Origin of the sequence: Shewanella sp. SM101, assembly GCF_025654465.1 — a bacterium.
GTDB classification, from domain to species: Bacteria; Pseudomonadota; Gammaproteobacteria; order Enterobacterales; family Shewanellaceae; genus Shewanella; species Shewanella oncorhynchi.
Map to the genome: position 1 here is coordinate 75,361 of NZ_JAKKRH010000018.1, position 20,446 is coordinate 95,806.

At 42.5% G+C, this 20,446-nt stretch carries 18 protein-coding genes and 1 pseudogene; 9 read left to right on the top strand and 10 right to left on the bottom strand.

The annotated features are described in order from the left end of the window. Positions 1–149 precede the first annotated feature (149 nt). Positions 150–509, top strand: a complete 360-nt coding sequence (locus L5M38_RS11890) for a TraR/DksA C4-type zinc finger protein (protein WP_263168183.1) — start codon at positions 150–152, stop codon at positions 507–509. 89 nt (positions 510–598) lie between these two features. Here the strand turns inward: L5M38_RS11890 and L5M38_RS11895 are convergent, their stop codons facing one another. The 5 genes and pseudogenes from L5M38_RS11895 to L5M38_RS11915 form a co-directional block, all read right to left on the bottom strand. Then, on the bottom strand, positions 599–3,259 hold the full coding sequence (locus L5M38_RS11895; protein WP_263179214.1) for a TonB-dependent receptor: 2,661 nt from the start codon (positions 3,257–3,259) through the stop codon (positions 599–601). A 421-nt stretch (positions 3,260–3,680) separates the two neighbouring features. Beyond that, positions 3,681–3,959: pseudogene (ushA, locus tag L5M38_RS11900) on the bottom strand (bifunctional UDP-sugar hydrolase/5'-nucleotidase); the annotation flags it as partial. A gap of 288 nt (positions 3,960–4,247) precedes the next feature. Then, on the bottom strand, positions 4,248–5,963 hold the full coding sequence (gene ushA / locus L5M38_RS11905; RefSeq protein WP_263179216.1) for a bifunctional UDP-sugar hydrolase/5'-nucleotidase UshA: 1,716 nt from the start codon (positions 5,961–5,963) through the stop codon (positions 4,248–4,250). Between the two features lie 363 nt (positions 5,964–6,326). Next, complete coding sequence (locus L5M38_RS11910) at positions 6,327–6,998, bottom strand: alpha/beta hydrolase (protein ID WP_263168179.1); 672 nt, start codon at positions 6,996–6,998, stop codon at positions 6,327–6,329. Between the two features lie 92 nt (positions 6,999–7,090). After that, a complete protein-coding gene (locus L5M38_RS11915) occupies positions 7,091–7,318 on the bottom strand; it encodes a DUF3389 domain-containing protein (protein ID WP_263168278.1) in 228 nt (75 codons plus the stop codon). Between the two features lie 254 nt (positions 7,319–7,572). On the opposite strand from L5M38_RS11915, the gene L5M38_RS11920 reads away from it, so the two are divergent. Beyond that, a complete protein-coding gene (locus L5M38_RS11920; protein ID WP_263179217.1) occupies positions 7,573–9,516 on the top strand; it encodes a M1 family metallopeptidase in 1,944 nt (647 codons plus the stop codon). Between the two features lie 194 nt (positions 9,517–9,710). Here L5M38_RS11920 and L5M38_RS11925 read toward each other — a convergent pair whose 3' ends face one another. Then, complete coding sequence (locus L5M38_RS11925; RefSeq protein WP_105252202.1) at positions 9,711–10,199, bottom strand: peptidylprolyl isomerase; 489 nt, start codon at positions 10,197–10,199, stop codon at positions 9,711–9,713. Between the two features lie 156 nt (positions 10,200–10,355). Beyond that, entirely contained in the window at positions 10,356–11,666 is a 1,311-nt protein-coding gene (locus L5M38_RS11930; protein WP_263179218.1) for a lytic murein transglycosylase, read from the bottom strand. A 419-nt stretch (positions 11,667–12,085) separates the two neighbouring features. Between L5M38_RS11930 and L5M38_RS11935 the strand changes: the two genes are divergently transcribed. Continuing rightward, positions 12,086–12,445, top strand: a complete 360-nt coding sequence (locus L5M38_RS11935; RefSeq protein WP_028759614.1) for a DUF2750 domain-containing protein — start codon at positions 12,086–12,088, stop codon at positions 12,443–12,445. Positions 12,446–12,496: 51 nt separating this feature from the next. Next, complete coding sequence (locus L5M38_RS11940) at positions 12,497–13,138, top strand: hypothetical protein (protein WP_263179219.1); 642 nt, start codon at positions 12,497–12,499, stop codon at positions 13,136–13,138. A gap of 184 nt (positions 13,139–13,322) precedes the next feature. Here L5M38_RS11940 and L5M38_RS11945 read toward each other — a convergent pair whose 3' ends face one another. Continuing rightward, a complete protein-coding gene (locus L5M38_RS11945) occupies positions 13,323–14,267 on the bottom strand; it encodes a chemotaxis protein CheV (protein WP_105252200.1) in 945 nt (314 codons plus the stop codon). A 289-nt stretch (positions 14,268–14,556) separates the two neighbouring features. Further along, positions 14,557–15,171 (bottom strand): class I SAM-dependent methyltransferase, encoded by a 615-nt coding sequence (locus tag L5M38_RS11950; protein ID WP_113940904.1) that lies wholly within the window; start codon positions 15,169–15,171, stop codon positions 14,557–14,559. 101 nt (positions 15,172–15,272) lie between these two features. On the opposite strand from L5M38_RS11950, the gene L5M38_RS11955 reads away from it, so the two are divergent. From L5M38_RS11955 to L5M38_RS11975, 5 genes are all read left to right on the top strand, one after another. Continuing rightward, a complete protein-coding gene (locus L5M38_RS11955) occupies positions 15,273–15,824 on the top strand; it encodes an LON peptidase substrate-binding domain-containing protein (RefSeq protein ID WP_028759610.1) in 552 nt (183 codons plus the stop codon). 145 nt (positions 15,825–15,969) lie between these two features. Further along, positions 15,970–16,632: a sigma-70 family RNA polymerase sigma factor gene (locus tag L5M38_RS11960; RefSeq protein WP_263179220.1), complete on the top strand. Its 663-nt coding sequence runs from the start codon at positions 15,970–15,972 to the stop codon at positions 16,630–16,632. Then, the gene (locus L5M38_RS11965) at positions 16,625–17,347 is read left to right on the top strand and encodes a ChrR family anti-sigma-E factor (protein ID WP_263179221.1); all 723 of its coding nucleotides are present in this window, start codon (positions 16,625–16,627) and stop codon (positions 17,345–17,347) included. Before L5M38_RS11960 ends, L5M38_RS11965 begins: the two co-directional genes overlap by 8 nt. A 725-nt stretch (positions 17,348–18,072) precedes the next feature. After that, positions 18,073–18,246: a hypothetical protein gene (locus L5M38_RS11970; RefSeq protein WP_006082106.1), complete on the top strand. Its 174-nt coding sequence runs from the start codon at positions 18,073–18,075 to the stop codon at positions 18,244–18,246. 300 nt (positions 18,247–18,546) lie between these two features. Beyond that, on the top strand, positions 18,547–18,807 hold the full coding sequence (locus L5M38_RS11975; protein WP_263179222.1) for a hypothetical protein: 261 nt from the start codon (positions 18,547–18,549) through the stop codon (positions 18,805–18,807). A 157-nt stretch (positions 18,808–18,964) separates the two neighbouring features. Here L5M38_RS11975 and L5M38_RS11980 read toward each other — a convergent pair whose 3' ends face one another. After that, positions 18,965–20,437 (bottom strand): nicotinate phosphoribosyltransferase, encoded by a 1,473-nt coding sequence (locus L5M38_RS11980; protein ID WP_263179223.1) that lies wholly within the window; start codon positions 20,435–20,437, stop codon positions 18,965–18,967. Positions 20,438–20,446: the final 9 nt, after the last annotated feature.

Here is a 20,446-nt window from a genome sequence, read left to right on the forward strand (position 1 = left end):
CACATATAATGCGATAAGAATGAAGTACTTTTTCGATTTTTAACGGCTAAAAAACCGAAAATGTGGCAGATACTTGATCTTTATCATAGTCGTTGATAGTGGAACTATTAGACTGGACGCCTAGAGTCAAATGAAATAGGCGATTTTACGTGAGCACCACCCATATCAGACATGAATTGTCAGAGCTTGAAGCTAATCTAAGGAAAGAAATAGGCGCGCTCCCTCTGTTCCTCGAAGCCATAGGGGAGCATTACGCTAGCCTGAGTCTGACAGAATTAATTGATAAATTGGCTCAGACACCACTGGCTGAACACCCACTATTTTGCCGATTAAATAAACTTGATGCCGCCTTTTGCCAGCTCGACTTAGGTCTCTACGGTCTTTGCTCGGATTGTGAGGCAGAAATTGAAACCGAACGCTTAAGCCAAGATCCCACCGAACAACGCTGCACCTCCTGCGCCGAGCATTATCAGCATGAACACCGCCACGAACTGCGCCTCACGCATTGATAGCGCTCATTCGACATCCAGTAAACTGCCTTATAAGCAAAAAAACCTCCGCAAGCGGAGGTTTGAGTTATCCAGGGAGGGCGGACAACCTAAAACTTCTGGTTTATTCTCAGGTAATACGTTCTACCTAACACATCATATAAACCCACATTCACATCGCGATAATCGGCGTAGGTGTAATAGTTTGGTGTTTCAGCATCAAACACATTATTCACCCCTACTGTGATAGAGCCGTTATAAGCATGGGTATAACCAAACTGAATGTTATGTTTAAAGTAATTATCGTAATCAACATAACGGTCGGTTTCTTCTAACTCGTTGAAATAACTTGCTGATTGACTACCAATATAAACAACTGTCCATGCGGCAGAGAAATCATCGTATTTCCAACTGGTCGCAAAGTTACCGCGCCAATCGGGCGAGTCAGTCGACCCTGCGTAGTCGATCATGTCTGCTTCAGCGTTATCCTGCTTTTTAAAATCAAGCACATGAGTTAAATCCAGTTTGAAATTGAAATCCCCAAAGCCTGTTTCTAAGTTATAAGCCGTAACAAAATCGATACCTGAGGTCTCAACTGTAGCTAAGTTACGAACTCCGGCTTCAATATATTCAATCTTGCCATCTGGACCGCGCGTCACATAGGGAGAAGAACCATTCTTGATTTCATCACGCAGGATATCATCCACATCAATTGACTCAATTTTGTTGTCATAGGTGATTGAGTAATAAGATAACTCCAAGTTCCATGCGTCAGTGACATTCCAAACGCCGCCAAAGGTTAACGAGTTGCCCTCTTCTGCCTCTAGATCAGGATTTCCTCCATACCAGGTTTTATGTTGATTATTAGTCGCACAATATATGGCATCCACGTTACCAGGTTCATTACACCATAAAGAATCAACACCCTTCTCAAAGCTCAAGGATTGAGACGAGAACATTTCGCTCATATTCGGCGCGCGGAATGAGTCACCATAGCTAGCACGCAGTAATAACGTGTCTATAGGACGCCAGCTTAAACCAAACTTAGGCACCACGGCATCGAAGGTCGATGAATTAACAACTTCCCCCTGAGGCCCTGTGAGAGTTCCTTCCTGCTCATAGCGCTCATAACGTACTGCGGCAGAAAACTCAACATTGGCAGGTAAGCCTACTTGGAGTTCCAAATAAGCGGCACTACGGTCACGCGTGGCATCCACATCATCCCCCCCCGAACCGCCGGAGATAATACCCGCGGCCGATTCTGGATCACTGGTTTGCTTAAACTTGATCATTTCATATTCAAGACCGCCGACCATAGCGACCGAAAGATCACCGTCATCGAGCAGTAAGGTCGAAGCAAGACCATCCAATTGAGTACTTTCAAATTTTCCCTGATAAACCCCAGTATGCGCAGCTTTACGATACAGATCTGTCATCTGTTGATCCCACTGCTCATAACTCATTCCAGAGGTATTGAAAATATCATATTGCTCTGAATCAATTTCTTGCTGAATAATATCGTCATTGAGTAAATTATAATTAAAACTATTTGTCGTCGATGTTGCGTGCTGGGCATTTAATTCCCAGTCGATACCATTCCCTGAATCAATTGCACCAACAAAGCCACCTAGAATATCAAAGTTGTTAGTTTCAGTTAATGTATCTCGCTCGCCAAGTTGCGCACCTCGCATAGAAATCACTAATTCTTCACCAACTGGGTTAAACTTATTATCGGCACTCATCACAGGGGTATTCGTTGATACTGGCGTACCCGCATAACGGGTTTCAGTTTCTGCTAATGAAGCAGAAGCACGGCCTCGGAATTTTATATTTTCTGAAATCTCATAGGAGAAATTAGATAACAGCGAATTACGGGTTTGATCGCCAAATAACTTAGTGACATTGCCATGATTATATAAACAACGACCATCACCTGAGTCTATGGTATTTTCCGTTTTTTCACATATATCTGAATTACTATACCAGCTACCATTGCCTGGTCCATATTTACCGTTTGGTACTGAGCTATATCCACTATATGCATTATAACTTGAATCGTCCATTCGCCAAATATCACGATCCATTACCGCTTTAGTATCATAATATTCATAGGTTAGCGTGATATTGCCTTTATCAGTATTAAAGCCCGTTGCAAGTGATAAACGGTTGGCATCGCCTCCTTCAACACTTGGCTGCTCAGTGCTGTAATCGAGTTGAAACCCTTCAAACTCCTTCTTAGTGATAATGTTTATCACGCCCGCAACCGCATCGGAACCATATACTGCCGAGGCGCCATCGCGCAGGATTTCAATACGCTCCACGATAGCCATAGGGATAGAAGATGTATCGGCCACAGAGCCAGAGCTCGAACTCGTGCCCGGCATACGGCGTCCATCTAATAACACTAATGTCGCAGACGCTCCTAAACCACGTAAATTGACATCACTGGTTGAGCTTGCTCCTGAGCCATAGCCAGAAATACCACGCCAAGAACCAAAGCTGTTTATCGCAGAGTTATTCAATACGTCAGCAACGGTTTTTTCACCCGTCATGGCAATATCCGCAGCATTAATGACAGTCACGGGTGAAACAGTTTCCATATCAACTTGTTTAATACGAGAACCCGTCACTTCAATGCGTTCAACTTTCGCATTTTCTTCTGCTGCATTTCCCACTGCAGAAAAGCCTATTCCAGAAAAAACCACACTGCTTGTCGCCACTGTAATTAAACTAGTACGAACGGCTTTGGCCGTTAAACTTAAATAGCGCATTAATCTCTCCTTGAGGTAAATAAAACCCTATGTTTGTTATTTTTATATTTGGCAAGCGAACTCTATTTCGCTGTAGGGATAATGTTAATGCGCAACATCTAAGTCAACCATTAAAAACAATTAATCTCAAATTAAAACAAATTGACACAAAATAAATCAACTTGAATATAAGATATTCGGATATACATCATGGAGTTAAGCAATACAGACCTGTTGAATATATTAAATATTTAATTTGATACAATAAATCTCAATTGTTAACCAAAAGAACACCGAGAAACTCACGCCACAAATGAACCAAAGTGTATCAAAAATAAAACGCTGAATATTAATTTACACTTAGTTCAATATTAATTAACAATAAAAAATGCCACTCATTTGAGTGGCATTAATATTGAAACACTGAGTAATGATTGATTACTTAAAGTTGGCAACCTTCAACACTTTTTGAGTTCTCATAAACAATATCGCCTACAGGATTGTAGTCAGCAGCTTTAATCACTTGTTTCTCTTTCAAGAAAGAATAGAGTAAATCAGCATCAACAAAACCCGTTTGAATTGGGCTGGTTAGTTTAGGATAACCGTCACCACCCGCAGCATTAAAGCTAGGTACAGTGAACTTATAAGTGGCTGTTGGGCTAAAATCCTTGCCGCCAATGTCGCTGATGTTGGCTGTTTTAGCCACACAGTCAATGGTCATTTAACCGCCTGTAATTTTGCATAGCAGTACTATCGAAAGGTTAATCAGTTACGCGTGAAAGTTAACACTTACACCAACTACGACTCACACATCGCTAAAGTGAAATACCCAGCAAATATCAATACTTATTTTTGATAACTAGCAGAAGTATTTTATAAGCAACGTACTACAGAATTGAAACTACCTCCATAAGAGGTAGTTTCAATTGAATAAAAAAACAGCTAGTTAACTAGCTGTCTTTTAATCTATATCGTTGCGATATAACTTAAGTTTATGTTCAGCACGAACTTATTTACAGTTAGGTACAACCACGCCATTTTTAAGATGAACGACTTTACCAGCCACAGGCTCGTAATCGGCAGCCTTAATCATAGGATTTTTTTCAAAAAACTCACGTAGAACAGCAGCGTCGGTTTGCTGAGTATTTAATACATCAATCTTAGGATAGCCATCACCACCGGCAGCACTAAAACTAATAACAGAAAAACTGTACTCCTTAGTAGGTGAGAAACCGAGGTTATTAATATCACTTATATCAGCAGTAGCAGTATCGCAATCGATTGTTACACTAATATTGCTTAGCTGGGCATAAGCTCCTCCCGTCAAAGTACCTACTTTGCCAAGATAAGCAGCCACTTCGCTACCCGCCATAGTAGCCTTAGTTACAAAATTACCAAAAGGTTGTACTTTCAATACGTCACGATAGCTCACATCACCAGCTGCGATTGAATCCCGTACACCACCTGAATTCATAACACCAAAATCAGCATTGACTAAATCATCAGTTCTGTAAGCTTCACCCAATAAGTGACCTAAATTAGTTTGCTGAATACGAACAACATTACGGTCTCCCTGAAGTAAGCCATCCGTTTTTGAAATTATTACATCCAGCAATTCTTGACCTTTTTGCTGATATGGATAAAGTATTGATTTTACAACAGGATCCTCAGGAATAAGTGTGCCAGCTAGAACACTCTTATCATTCTCATCTTTCACCAATAAATTAATTGGAATTAAGTCATAACTAACCAAATTCAGTTTACCATTGAACATTTCAAAATCAGCACGGCCAACATACTTACCCCATTCATGGGCTTGCATGATCCAAGTACCATTTTGTTGGTCTGGAGCACAATCATTACCAGGTTTGAAATCAGCATAGGTTTTATTATCAGTACCCGGTTCCATACACACTGGGTTCTGTGAATGACCACCAATAATAGCCTGTAGTTTACCTTCAGCGACTGAACGTGCTAATAACACATCACCAGGTGCTTCGGAACCATGCTTACCATCGGCGTAATGCCCCATATGAGTAGTCGCAAAGACCAGATCCACTTTTTCATTTGCTTCTATATCTTTAAGGGTTTTTTGGATCTCTTCTTGCGGATCAGCAAAATAGATACTGCTAATATTTTCTGGGTTCACCAAGTGGGCGGTATCTTTAGTCGTCAAACCAATAACAGCAATTTTAAGACCGTTAACATCAAATATGCGGTAAGCATCAAATAAACGTTCGTCAGTTACCTTACCATCTTTATCTTTAATATAAATGTTTGCAGCCAGCATAGGGAAGTTTGCCAACTTTGCTTGCATCTCAAGCACATTTAAGCTTTTATCAAACTCGTGGTTACCCACTGCCATTGCATCATAGCCGATTAGGTTCATACCGATAAAATCTGGCACAGCATTTTGCATATCAGACTCTGGCACACCTGTATTAATATCACCGCCAGACAATAATAAAACTTCACCACCTTTGCTTTCAACTTCATTACGAATTTGGTCAATCAAAGTTTTACGAGCAGCCATCCCATACTCGCCATTACTATTTTGCCAGAAACGGCCATGGTTGTCATTGGTATGTAAAACGGTAAACGTTTTACAAGCACTTCCCGCTTCAGCACACGTTGTTGGAACTTTATCGTCATCACTATTATTACAACCCGCAAGTGCAGCAAGAACAGCAGTTGCAACTAATCCTTTAATAAGCATATGTCTCATTACATCAACCCCTTGATTTTAATTATTTTATCATAGAAAGATTGCCGTGAACTCCATCAAGTTCAGCGTCACGGATAATAGCAAATAATAAAGATAAATTGTGTCATTTTTATTAAAAACTTGACATTTATATGAAATTTGGCGGGCATTTTAAGAAGGATTTGTTTCATATAAAAAATAAGCTGAATGACTGATTTTTATATATTTAGAGAATACAAAATAAAAATAGAATAAATGGATTTTAATCGTTTGTTATAAATAACTTAGGAAATATGAAAAAACATCGCGATTGTTCCTTTAAAAAAACAAGCATGGGTAAATTCCAACTTACCGCATGCTGCTTTTATCAGCAATTAGACTTATCTACATTTCAAATCGCTGTAATAACCACTTAGAAATCGCTTTCAATTGTTCAGGAATGACAGAATGTGGCATAGGATAAGTCTGCCACGTAACATGATAGCCGCCCGCCGTTAAGGCTTCTTTTGCTAACATTCCAGCGGATAATGGTACAACATCATCCTGTAGACCGTGTTGCTGTAATATGGGTGTATTGCGATTCGCCACACTTAATTCAGCGGGTAACACATCGCCCGTCGGCAAATAGCAAGACAACGCCATAATCCCTGCAAGTGGCTCAGGGAAACGCAGTCCAGAGAATAAACTCATTACTCCACCCTGACTGAATCCCGCTAATACGATACGTTGACTCGCAATACCCGCCGCGATTTGTTCATTAATTAATGCGGCAACCCTTTTTTCCGACTCAAGCACGCCTTGCATATCGGCTCTGTCATGCAAATCCATGCTTTTAATATCGTACCAAGCGCGCATAACGTAGCCACCATTAATGGTCACGGCTTGCTCTGGTGCATGGGGAAAAATAAATCGAATAGCATGATCTACAGGTAAGCCTAATGCAGGCACTACGGGAGCAAATCCGGCCCCCGAATCCCCTAATCCATGTAACCAAATAACCACAGCCGTAGCAGGAGTCTTAGGTTCGACAACAATACGCTCAAGAGAAACTGACATACTAAAAATTCCCAATTCGATATTAAACACTCATCAACTAAAAAATGATGATAAATCTATACGTTAAACACTCATCACCACTCGGGCACAGGTTATTCAGCATCCATGCCCAGCACATCTTGAATCGCACGTAACTGAGCATTTGAGTCCAATACTAAGCTCCAACGTACACCGCCACCATCGGCGATCAGCATAGGAGGCTGACGTCTCAAGCCGATATCCTCAGCACTCGCTTGCAGTACGATACTGGCAACGTTGAGGCGCACTTGAACCTCAAACTCAGTAACGATTAACTTACCCTGCGCAAAATCTAACACCATTATGATAACCGCCCTATGTGAAAACGCCGTCATCATAGCAAACTTGTGCTCTTTTACCGATGGCATTTCCTGACCAACATCCAAGCCATTAAAGTTTGATTACATTTGAGCTAACAGTGAGATAACAAATCCAGTGAATTATCAGGTAAACTTTTGCGCTATATAGAGTGGGTTAACAGAAAACCAAGCTGAATTGATGGTCTTATCACCCCAAACTCGAACTAACATACTTCATCATTAGGCTACTATAAATAATGCTTTCACTTCGTCGAACCGTCCTTTGCAGCACCCTAGTCTTTGCCCTGCAACTACTTCCCTGCACTTATGCCAATAGCGCTCCAAATACCTTAACCACTGAGCCTACTGCCACTGTTGTACAAGCTGATACGCAGCAGAACCAAGATGCACTGACCTACGCCAATTACACTGAAGTCAGCGTGAGTCATTTGGAACTAACTCTTACCGTCGATTTTAAGCAAAACCGCTTATCCGGTGAAACCACCCTCGATTTAGCTTGGCATAAGGCGGGGAAAGAACTCATCTTAGATACTCGAGATCTGACGATTAACAGCGTAAGTGCTTTAAATACAGCTGGGAAATGGCAAAGCGTACCCTTCACCTTAGCCAAAGCGAGCGATGTAAAAGGCACCGCGCTAACCATCAAACTTGCCGATGAAGATACCCAAAAAGTTAAAATCAATTACCACACGTCGAATAATCCGTCTGGTATTCAATGGTTAACCCCTGAGCAAACCCAAGGTAAAGAGTTGCCTTTTATGTTCAGTCAGAGTCAGGCGATTCACGCCCGCAGTTGGATCCCACTGCAAGATACGCCAGCCGTTCGCCAAACCTATAGCGCAATAGTTACTGCCGATAAAGCCATCACTGTGGTCATGAGTGCCGATCGCAAAACCCTGTCGAGCACTCAGACCCAATTCACTATGCCGCAGGCTATTCCAGCTTATTTGATTGCCATTGCGGCCGGGCATTTAAAGTTTGCTCCCTTAGATAACATATCGGGCATTTGGGCTGAGCCAGAGATCCTCGACAAAGCGAGCAAAGAATTTGCCGACACGCCAGAAATGATCAAAATCGCGGCTAAACGTTATGGCGATTACCCTTGGGGACGTTATGACTTGCTTATCTTGCCACCAAGTTTCCCCTTTGGCGGCATGGAAAACCCGCGTTTGTCTTTTATTACACCCACAGTAATCGCGGGTGATAAAAGCTTAGTGAGCCTCATCGCCCACGAACTTGCGCACTCGTGGTCGGGTAATTTAGTGACCAACGCCACTTGGCGCGATCTCTGGCTTAATGAAGGTTTTACGACCTATGTTGAGAACCGCATCATGGAAGATCTCTATGGTCGTGACCGAGCGCTGATGGAGCAAACCATCGGCTACTCTGAATTGCTTGCCGAGCTTGCAGAACTTACTCCTGCCGATTCAGTGCTACATCTCAATCTCGGTAAACGTTCGCCCGACGAAGCCTTCAGCGGTGTCCCTTATGTAAAAGGCCAGTTGTTCTTAATATTTTTAGAGCAAAAATTTGGCCGTGAACGCTTCGACACTTTTGTAAAAAGCTACTTCGATCATTTTGCATTTCAGAGTATTACTACGGCGCAATTCCGTGAATATTTATCTTTGAATCTATTAAACAAATATCCCCATCTTGTCAGTGAAGGCGAAGTGGATACTTGGATTGAAGGTCAAGGTTTACCGTCATTTCTTGTGCCGCCTAATTCCCATGCCTTCGATGATATTGATGCTCAAAGACAAACTTGGCTCGAGGGTAAACTCAGTGCAAGCGAGTTGAAAACCAGCACTTGGACAGTCCACCAGTGGTTAAGATTCATCAATGAAATGCCAAGGATCAATCTAGATCAAACCAAACTTGCCGAGCTAGATAAGGCGTTCCATTTTACGGGCACTGGCAACAGTGAAATTGCTTTCGCATGGTATTCACTCGCCCTAGACAACGGCTATTACGCAGTACTACCCGCATTAAAACAACACTTAACCCATATTGGCCGCATGCGCTTAATCGTGCCTTTATATCAAAAGCTAGCAAGCTCTGATAAATACGACTGGGCCAAAAGCGTCTATATCAGAGCTCACAGCGGCTACCATCCCCAAACCCAAGCAAGCCTAGATATGATGTTTGCCGACAAACCACTCGAGCATGAACATAGCCATTAGCGAGATAAAGAGCCATTAGCGGTTGCGACAATCATTAAGCCATTAGCACCATAAAAACAAAAAGCCCAAACCTAGGTTTGGGCTTTTGCTATTCAGTCTTAAGACTCGATTCATTCAACTCATACTGAACTTATACTCCACTCACATTGAGTCAAATAGAAGCCAAATTCGAAGACGAGTCCGAAGCCTAAAGATTAGTGGTGATGACCACCTGCACCATGGGCATGACCGTGGGCGATTTCTTCATCACTCGCATCACGGGCACCTACGACTTCAATATCAAATGTCAGTTCGCGGCCGGCTAATGGATGGTTTACATCCACAGTCGCCATAAACTTACCCATTTTAACGATAGTCACTTGGCGCTGACCTTGGTCGGTATTAACCACAGCTGTCATGCCTGGTTTCCACACAGTCGCACCTAATAAGTGCTTAACTGACACACGTTGGTGTGCGTCAGCATCCGCTACACGCTCACCGTAGGTTTCAGCGGCAGGCAAGGTTACAGTGAACTTTTCACCTATGGCTTTACCGTTTATCGCGTTTTCTACACCTGGCATCATGTTGTCATGACCGTGTAAATAGGCAATCGGATCGCGACCTTCGTTCGTCTCGATCACTTCACCTTTCTCGTCGCGCAGTGTGTAGTTAAACTGCACAACCATATCGTCTTTAATGCTCATCGAATATCCTTTGATTTTCTTCGATTTCAATTGTGGGCCGAGCTTAACAAAACTGCGCTTTTCACTCCACTTTTTTATCCGGCCTCAAAGCACTCAAAACCCGCAGCGAGCGCTCTTTGGCTACAGTAGCTACAGTAGCTACAGTAGCTACTGTAACTAAAGTGATAATCCTAAAGCGGTAAACACCTCTGGGCTTGGGAAGCCATCGGCAATCATCTGTTTGCTACGTTGAAAGGCTTGCAACCCTGCCATAGAGTTACGTCCCAACACGCCATCAGGCTTACCAACATCAAATCCAGCCTCGTTCAGTTTTGTTTGCAGTTGCTTTACTTGCTCGCGGCTTAAGCGTGGTTGCTCAGGCGGACTGACCGTCAAGGGTTGTCCACCATTAATACGATCGGCTAAGTGCCCAACCGTAATGGCATAAAATTCGGAGCGATTCCAACGCATGATCACATTAAAATTCTCATAACCTAAAAAGGCTGGGCCTGTGTGTCCCGCAGGCAAATACAACGCAGCTTGAATATCGACGGCAGGCAAAGGTTGCCCATTCGACTGTGTTACATTGAGCGCAGCCCATTCCGATAACGACAAGGGCTGTTTCGCACCTAAATGACTGTAACTAAAATCCTTTGGCAACAAGACTTCACGCCCCCAACGCTGATTACGCTGCCAACCTAAGTGCTGCAAAAAATTCGCGGCAGAAGTGAGCGCATCTGTGGTGCTATTCCATAAATCGGCCTTACCATCGCCATCGCCATCGCCATCGACCGCATATTTGGCATACGCAGAAGGCATAAATTGCGTATGTCCCATAGCACCTGCCCATGATCCCACCATAGTGTCATCATCGAACTGATACTTTTCTTTCAATTTTAAGGCTTGCATCAGCTCTATGGTGAAATAATTGCTACGGCGTGGCTCACAAGCCAAAGTCGCCAGCGAATTCAATACCGACATTTTGCCTTTATAGGAACCGTAGTTCGTTTCCAGTCCCCAAAAAGACAAGATATATTGCGGCGGAACGCCGTATTTTTGCGCTAATTGATTAAGTAAGACACTGTGCTTTTGCAGTAAACGGCGGCCTTCATTGACGCGCCATTCGGTCGCGCGCTTACTGAAATAATTATCAAATGTCTGGCTGAATTCGGGTTGCTGTTGGTCCAGCTCAATCACTCGAGGGACAAATTTCAAGTTCGCAATGGTAGAGTTTATCGTCGCCTCAGACAGACCTTCTGCACGTGCTCGCGCTTGCAGTCCAGTCAAGCACATTGGAAACGCCTCAGCATTAGATTGTACGCTAGCACTGATATCGGGTATTTGATTGATTTCAGCAGCTATGCCACTTGCGTTAGAGCTGGTTGCATTAGCACTGGCACTCGCCGTTGGCGCACTTGAACAGGCACTCAGACTGACACAGGCGGCAATACTCGCAAACAGATAAGTTAACCCTTTAATTTTAATCAAATCAACAACTCCAATATTTGATCTCACAACAATCACACTGTTGTGGCTAAACACGACAATATTCCGTCTTCAAGAGGGAATTGCCCTAGAGAGATATTCGCCTTGGCATAACGAGTGAAAGGTTAGAATCCAAAACACCTTTAACGGCCAAAAGCATAGAAGACACGTTTCTCCGCTACGTAAAGCCCCTATCTGAGCCACATTTAGTCAGTAAAACAGCCTGTACCAAGGCGACTCATTACCAATAATCCTGACCCATAGTGACACGTAACACAATCCTTATCGCCATAAATACCTTGCGGCATAGGTTTATTGCTCAGTTATCCAACACAAAAAAAATCTTAACAAAGAATCCCTTGGTATCGCAGCACGTTACCGTATAATGGATAAGTTAACAGCACACATCAAAGAGACCTATCATGACTGAAATCAATGCGGCTTTGGCTGGCTTTATCAAAAATGTAAAACAACATCAGACGCTTTGGGGTCTAATGGATGAAACTGGCGAAGGCTGGGTCGTTTGTGATTCTTCAGAATTTGAAGACACAGATGTGATGCCATTATGGTCAAATGAAGCTACTGCAAAATCCCATTGCAGCGACGAATGGCACGACTATCAACCCGTTTCTATTTCATTAGAAGAATTTCTAGAATATTGGGTCTCAGATCTAAACGACGATGGTGTATTGATCGGTGTTGATTGGCAAACCGATGAAGATTGTCTTGAACTTGATCCGATTGTTTTAGCAAAAGATTTGGTTGATGTTGAAGAAGTTTAATCGCTTCAGTATGCCATTGATGACATCAAGGACTGAGGTGCTCATTCCTTGATGTCTGCTATTCCGCTTATCGATATTCCCTTCGACAAACGCCATACTTGCTGGTTTTGTGGCGAACCGAGCCATCAACACTTCGAATATATCGCACACACACATACACCACATGCTTCGTTAGCTGTGCCCGCCTGCAGCGAATGTTTGCGATTAGCCAAACAACATACTCTTAGCTCCATTTGGGATTGTCGTATGGCCGTCAAAGATGCTCTGATGCGTATTTATGCGAAACACCTCGCCATAGGGATTAATTGGACCGAAGAAGAGCTTGCTGAGTCCGAATTCTCCTGCAAAGTGTTTGAAGGTTTTAAAAAAAGTGCTTGGATGATGTACCAAATTGCCCGCGACCGTATCAATGCGCCCAGTTGGCCACTGGTATTAGAGGGCGAAGAAATTGACGACCAAGGTTATAACGCAGGTTTTGAATTCGATGGCGTGACTTTTAATTCAGTCAATGCCGCTATCCAATACTATTCGACGCAATTCACTTTAGATCCACAGTTTTTTGCCGAACTTGTGCGCCTCGTCGGTCGAGCAAGATTCAACTATGCCTTAAGGCTCGCCCGTATCCATATCGCCGCCGCCAAAGAAATGAAGCGCCAAGTATTACACGATGTAGCAGCCGAATTAGCGTTATAATCGAGCGTGTTACAGGTAGTGGGTCAGCAGATGTTTGCAGAAAAGCAATTGAAAAGGTAGCAGTTAAAAGAATGTGATTCAAAAACCGTATTAAAAACTGTTATTAAAGCGTTCATTCAAAGCGCTGAACCTATCGATGATCGACTCAAGGTCAATCACCGATAGTTCGTATCTCAAAATGCGATCAGTGATTGATCACTTGTCTTAATCTTTCTTGCACCACTTCCACCAGCAAATCCGGTTGGAACTTAGAAATAAACTTATCACAGCCCACTTTTTCAACCATGGCATGGTTAAAACTGCCACTCAACGAAGTATTTAAGGTGATGAATAAATCCGACATAGCTTTATCGCTACGCACTTCAGAAGTGAGCTTATAACCGTCCATTTCGGGCATTTCGGCATCGGTAATCATCATCAATAATTCTTTGGCAACTTGTTTACCTTCATCACGCCATTTCTGCAATAACGTCAGCGCTTGTAAGCCATCAGATGCCTCAATAATTTCGATTCCCAGTTGGCCTAACGTTTCACGCACTTGACGTCTGGCGGTCGATGAATCATCCACAATCAGGATTTTTCTGCCTGGCATTTCATGGACTAAGGTTTCGTCGAGTACACCTTCAGATAAACGGATATCGTAGTGAATTATCTCCGCCAAGACTTTTTCTACGTCGATAATAGACACTAACTGCGACTGACCTTGATGCTCTATGCGAGTAATTGCCGTTAGATAATTATTACGCCCAGCCGTTTTCGGCGGTGGCATAATATCGCTCCAAGTCATGTTGATAATGTGTTCAACCTTACCGACTAAGAAACCCTGCACACTGCGGTTATATTCTGTGATGATCATATTGGCATCTTCGTTAGGCGGCACGGGCTTAAACCCTATGGCCGAACGTAAATCAATCACGGGGATAGAAATTCCGCGAATATTAGCAACACCAGAAATATGCGGATGACTACCCGGCATCGCATTCAAGGGAGGAAGCTTGACAACTTCTTTGACTTTAAAGACGTTAATGGCAAATAACTGCGTGGAATTAATGCTAAAGAGCAACAACTCAAGTCGGTTCTCACCAACGAGTTTGGTACGCTGATCTACGGTTGCAAGTACGTTTGCCATAATGCTGCTTCTCTACTCTTGAGGAAAATCCTTTCCCCACATGCGACGGATTAGCTCAAATTATAGCGGTAAACTCCCATGAAGAACCATGCTGAGAGTCTATTTTATCTAAAAATTACAACCACTCTCGCAAAGTTCGGCCATAAACTTCGTTTAGCGCATCTCAGATATCTGCATCCCTAAGCTAATATTTTCAGATAATACGCGGCATTGCTAATATTTGGTCTTAGTGCTAACGCAATCATTTAATCCTAACGATTCAATTTAGGTTAAGCATCAACTCTAACACCTAACGCAATATTTTCTGGGCGAGCACCATACCCGCAAGATTAAAGGCATTTCTATCGCGGACAATCTCAAATCCCAGCTGGCGCAATACCGTTAACAACTCACTATGATTAAAGCGATTCTGCTGTGGATGCTCAAATAAGCGTCGGCTCAATGGATTACAAATTGCGGCACGATATAAATCCTCTATCACAAAGTGTCCGTTCGGTTTCAGCACCCTTGCAACTTCCTTAATGGCCGCTTGCCACTCTGGAATATGGTGGAATACGGCAAAATCAAACACCATATCAAACTCGCTATCGGCAAAGGGTAAACATGTTGCATCAGCAACCGAGAAACTCAGCCCTTTTAACCCTTGCGGCCGAGATTGCCAACAGGATTGTGCGGAGGCAACCATTTCAGGATCGATATCCACGGCCGTGATATGTCCCGCGCCAAAATGTTCGCGGATCAACTGAATGCCGTTACCAAACCCACAACCTATTTCTAATGCGCGTTCGCACAAAGCCATAGGTTTTGGCATCATAGAGGTCAATAAGGGCGCTTCGAGATGATTTTGTAGCCAAAAACGTAATGGATGCTGAACGATCTTTTTCTCAAATGGATTTAATTTCATGCCATCCTCTCACTATGGGTAAACTACTGTTGAATAATTTTACTGATCGAACTGCCATTATGGTACGTAATGATAGGAACATAAGTTCACCAGAGGCCACGATGAAATTACCTCTTTTTCCATTACCCATTTGTTTATTGCCCGAAGGTTACACACAACTGCGGGTATTTGAACCTAGATATAAACGCTTGGTCGCCGAATCATTAAAGTCAGGCCAAGGCTTTGGCTTATGTATGCTTGAAGAGGATGGTAAAACCATTCAGCCCATAGGCACCTTAGTGCATATTATTGATTTTGAAACCTTACCAGACGGACTATTAGGGATCAGTATTCAAGGTTCAAAACGCTTTAAACTTGATAAAATCAGTGTCGAAGCTGATGGTTTAAAGCGCGGAGACGTCAGTTTAATCGACAATTGGCCTGCTGTACGTATTGCGACCGATGAACGTTACTTGAGTCAAATGTTACAAAACATTCTTAAGGAATATCCGCAACATCTCAAGCACTACCAAACAGAACAGTTCGATGATATCGCTTGGGTCTGCCAGCGCTGGCTAGAAATATTACCCGTACAAGCATCCGAAAAGTACACCTGCATTAATGCCTTAGATCATATTATGACCCGAGATCTATTGCGGGCCGTCATTAAATAATACTGTGAATGATCCTTTATTTAAGCCACTTCGTATTGATTGAAAGTTTGACAGCAAAACTGGGCTCAGAAGTACAACACACTTCTCAATTTTGTCGTTACTGATATCACACTCAGCACTCACGACTGGGATAAGAGCGAAAATAATGGAAAATATTCAATCACAAAGCAGGCAAACTCGGTATCATGTCCCAATCACGTCTCTGACTAATTCGGCTATGGATAACGAAATTCCAGCTTCCCAAACCTGCGAGCCTCAAGCGGATGCTTTAATCACGTTTATGCTACAAGTAGCAGACAACCGAGACAGAGCCGCCTTTGGTCACTTATTTCAGCATTTCATGCCCAAGATCCGAGCCTTTGGTTTACAAAGACTGAATCAACAAGGGTTGGCGATGGATTTAGTACAAGAAACCATGACCAGCGTTTGGACTAAGGCTCATCTATATAATGCAGAAAAAGGGTCAGTGACAACTTGGGTGTTTACCATCATGCGTAATCAATGTTTCGATATGCTTAGACGGGTACAACACAATAGAGAAGATACTTTCGGTGATGATATTTGGCCGCTGTGTGATGCGACCATGGCTCTGGACACACTCACTGATCACAAGTTGACAGCTAAATTACTCCAACATCTTGATGCCCTTCCCATAGCACAAAGACAAGTTGTGCAAGGCATTTACATGCAAGAACTCACTCAACAAGAGCTAGCCGATGCCCTAAAGGTACCGATAGGGACCATAAAGTCCCGTTTAAGATTAGGGCTAGAAAAGTTGAAAAGCTTCTTGGAGACACACAATGATTAAACATCATCCCCAACAAGAATTACTCGTCAGCCATGCTAATGGGAACTTACCTTTATCAATGGCGATAGCAATATCCGCACACTGCGCCCTATGTGAGGCTTGTCGTGAGCAGCTTGCCCTATTCACAGAACAAGCTGCAAATTTAGCATTAAATCCTGATGGCGGTCATGCTGCAAATGATACGGGCGAAGAGTTGATGCACAGAGAGTATGTTAAGGTGCAACACTCTGGCGACAATCAAGAATCGGCATTGGACATTAACGCTATGATGGCGCAAATCATGACTATACCGGCAGCGACAAATGTGCCTAATAACGCCCCTATCGATGTCGACATAAAGCAACAGCATTACACTGTGCCCTCGGTGTTTCGTCAGCATTTGGCCCGTCCATGGCAAATATTAGGCAAAGTCAGTCGCATGCGTTTTGATGTCGACGAAACGAACACCCGCGCTAGCCTATTGCATATAGATGCCCAAGGTGAAATCCCCCAACATACCCATAAAGGTTATGAACTAACACTATTGCTAGCCGGAGAGTTTTCCGATCTTAATGGTGACTATGTGCCAGGTGATTTTATCGTGCTTGACGGCCAACATCATCACTCACCGAAAACCATTAACGGTTGCTTATGCTACACAGTATTAGATGCACCGCTGCATTTTACCAAAGGTCTGAGTAAGCTACTCAATCCCATAGGTGAACTGATTTATTAAACCTTTTGACTGAGTTTTTAAACAACAGCAAACGCATAGATTCATTTATAAATTCAGTTTAATAATTCCATTACATAAATGACTATGATTAATCCCATTAAAATGACCTGTTTTAGTGGGATTTTTTATAACATTTACCTATAAAACGGCAATATTAACCTTAGTCAATTACCACAAAAATAAAAACCAACCCATAAATAGACATAACTATACCTTTTAAATCAAGTGAATAGCCACGAAAAATACACTTTAATTCAACATTAGCAAATAAATAATGACATCGAATAAAAATTAAACTTGCATAAGCCATTTTTATTGATATACTGCACGTCGTTTTGAGATACACCTTGTTGTTTACCTTTTTAACCCAGCCTGATATTTAGCAATCAGAGTTCGGTCCTCATAAAGAAAGCCTACTACAAGCAAAACCCCATAAGCTCAATCATTCGATATCACTAAAATCATGTGGTTATGTCTGTGAACTTACCGTTCTCCTTGTTGTCATAGTATTGTCATTAAGCTATGGTCAACTGGTTGAATCGAGTTATTCCATTGACGTAATCGACAACATGAAATATTTATCGATTAAGCATCTCTTGATTAATGAATCAAAGATGGGGTAACCTCGATACTCAATAGAACGAATCTTTCGCACAATTGCTAAGGATATTTTATAGTTACAACTATCTCACCTATGGGTGAATTAACAAAAAGGAGTGTGGCATATGTCATACAAAATTAATGGACATGAAATTACAGTGAACTTCCCTGTAGATTCAATCTCAGTAAATAAAACCTCAATTGCTTTTACCGATCGTCAAGGTAAAAACAGACAGACTTTTTCTAAACGTACAGAAGCCATCAGCTTTATGAAATGGTTATTGTCCGCGAACAAATAAGTCAAAAAGTAAGTAAAACGATAAGTTAAAAATTAATACCGCAGTACCCGTTTACTCAAGTGTATTTAATCGGTTTCCATTATCTTCGCAGTACCGAGCACTTAAGTAGACTGATAGCCGAATGTCACGAACACGCTATCCTTTTTTACGTCATTATGACGAGCACATTTGGTTCAGGCTGTATCTCTCTCACACAGATACCTGCCGAACCAAATGAGTCAAATCCAGCGTTAGATCACCTCTTTCCATTGCAGCATCCGCTAATATTCATACACATGAATACTGTTCAGCACATCATCTATGCCAAAACCCAATACTCAAATTGCCATGCAAACCTTGATAAACCAGATCAAAGAGACTATTCCACTCAATTTAGAAGAAGCACAACTGTGCCAGGGACAATGTTTAGGTTGTTCGAAGAAAATGCTGGAAATGTTAGATGCCGAAATCAGTTATTGGCAATTTAGTGAGGTGGCGCCTAGCCTAAAAGATTTAAAAAACCTCGAAAACATGGGCCGTCGTACCTATAAAATTCTTAAACGGAACCAGTTACTGTCTTAATCGCTTGTATTTGCATTTGACTATTTATGGGGCGTTTTACTTACGCGACTTAAAATAAATTCAAAACTTAACTGACAATATGACCCTAATAGAAATCACATTGCCAGTTTTATCTTCGCTATTGTCGATAGCCGTTAAAAATCATAAATCGATAGGCTCAACTTCTAGACTCTGCCAACCTTGCGCGAATATCTGCTAAAGAATATTCCGTTAATAGTTCACCATCGGCAAATACGGGAACAAACTCGCAATTGTTGACATCTTGCCAGCTGGCTTGATCTTTAAGATAAAATTGACCCTGCTCATCTTTAAATACCGCTACTAAACCCTTAGCGGATTTTTTAGTGCCATCATCAGTTTTAGGATCTTTAAATATTTCTCTGTCTTTACCATCAACTTTCGCAAAGGTCGCTTTCACGGCATAACCGTCAGTATCTCGGGTCACGTGTTGATAGGTAAAACTGCCTATCCCAAACACAATATTGGTTGACGCAAAACCTTTAGCCTTTAAACCAGCACAAATAGCTTCAGCCCGTTCAATGGTGATTGAATCGCCATAGATCAGTCCAACATGGCTATTCAGCGCTTTGTAACCTTTGGCAGTTGTGCTACCCCCAAAGACGTCCCACAGACACTCAATAGCGCCTTTATATTCGGGACTCCCAATTGGTGCTTGTGGATCGCCACAAATGATCTTCACAGGGCAACCCGTATCAGGCCTAAACACCACTTTGCCATCGCGGGCAAGAATGCGGTCTTTTAACGCTAAGGTGAATTCTGTCATCACCTGCCAAAAATCCCAAGAATCTGAAACAATGCTGACAATGCCCGTTGGGTAAATATCTTCAATCAAACGGCGGAACGTCTCTAATTCATTCTCCATGCCACCCGCGCACATGACACTGTGCTCCGTTGCGGGCACACTACCACCGACAAGTTCTTTATCACTATCGGCAAGGTAATATTGCTCAAGAAAATCAATGGAGGGTATGGTATCAGTCCCAGTAAAACTGAGTAAATGTGCGGCGCCGCTCATGATCGCGGCCTCTGCACCATACATGCCACGGAAACTAAAATCGTGACCCTGCCAATCAACAAAAGCGATGTCACCATCGGTTTCTAGCGCGTAAGTCTCAAATATTTTGCGGTATTGCAGCGCGGTAGTAGCACTGGTACACATACCCCACACATTAGCGGAAAGGATGGTTTCGAGATAATTGGTCAACCAAAAGAACCGCTCATCGGTATTGTACAAAATCAAGCAAGGCACTTTTAATGGATACACTGAGCCTTCAGGTAATGCCATAATTTTAATTGGTAAATAGCCTAAATCATGCAACTCCTCAATATGCTGAGTGCCAACATTATTCGGCCCGAGATAGTTATTGATACGGCGGGAGAATTGACGAATGACCTGATCTTTGGGTTGTTGAAAGAAATCACGGTTCCAACTGTCAATCAAGAAATGCTTGATAAAATATTGCAAGCCAAAAAACACCATTTGGTCAGTGTAACCACGACGGGATTTACGGGCAGTCAGGTTACTAAAAATCACCTGAGTATTATCGGGATATTGACGACGGTGGTCGACTTTGTAGCCATCAATGGCGGTAACAGGATTCAAGTACATAATATTTTC

Coding starts and splice junctions, on each gene's coding strand:
- L5M38_RS11895 (WP_263179214.1), bottom strand. CDS start 3,259: ATGCGCTATTTAAGTTTAACGGCCAAAGCCGTTCGTACTAGTTTAATT.
- ushA (WP_263179216.1), bottom strand. CDS start 5,963: ATGAGACATATGCTTATTAAAGGATTAGTTGCAACTGCTGTTCTTGCT.
- L5M38_RS11910 (WP_263168179.1), bottom strand. CDS start 6,998: ATGTCAGTTTCTCTTGAGCGTATTGTTGTCGAACCTAAGACTCCTGCT.
- L5M38_RS11915 (WP_263168278.1), bottom strand. CDS start 7,318: ATGGTGTTAGATTTTGCGCAGGGTAAGTTAATCGTTACTGAGTTTGAG.
- L5M38_RS11920 (WP_263179217.1), top strand. CDS start 7,573: ATGCTTTCACTTCGTCGAACCGTCCTTTGCAGCACCCTAGTCTTTGCC.
- L5M38_RS11925 (WP_105252202.1), bottom strand. CDS start 10,199: ATGAGCATTAAAGACGATATGGTTGTGCAGTTTAACTACACACTGCGC.
- L5M38_RS11935 (WP_028759614.1), top strand. CDS start 12,086: ATGACTGAAATCAATGCGGCTTTGGCTGGCTTTATCAAAAATGTAAAA.
- L5M38_RS11940 (WP_263179219.1), top strand. CDS start 12,497: ATGTCTGCTATTCCGCTTATCGATATTCCCTTCGACAAACGCCATACT.
- L5M38_RS11945 (WP_105252200.1), bottom strand. CDS start 14,267: ATGGCAAACGTACTTGCAACCGTAGATCAGCGTACCAAACTCGTTGGT.
- L5M38_RS11950 (WP_113940904.1), bottom strand. CDS start 15,171: ATGAAATTAAATCCATTTGAGAAAAAGATCGTTCAGCATCCATTACGT.
- L5M38_RS11955 (WP_028759610.1), top strand. CDS start 15,273: ATGAAATTACCTCTTTTTCCATTACCCATTTGTTTATTGCCCGAAGGT.
- L5M38_RS11960 (WP_263179220.1), top strand. CDS start 15,970: ATGGAAAATATTCAATCACAAAGCAGGCAAACTCGGTATCATGTCCCA.
- L5M38_RS11965 (WP_263179221.1), top strand. CDS start 16,625: ATGATTAAACATCATCCCCAACAAGAATTACTCGTCAGCCATGCTAAT.
- L5M38_RS11970 (WP_006082106.1), top strand. CDS start 18,073: ATGTCATACAAAATTAATGGACATGAAATTACAGTGAACTTCCCTGTA.
- L5M38_RS11975 (WP_263179222.1), top strand. CDS start 18,547: ATGCCAAAACCCAATACTCAAATTGCCATGCAAACCTTGATAAACCAG.
- L5M38_RS11980 (WP_263179223.1), bottom strand. CDS start 20,437: ATGTACTTGAATCCTGTTACCGCCATTGATGGCTACAAAGTCGACCAC.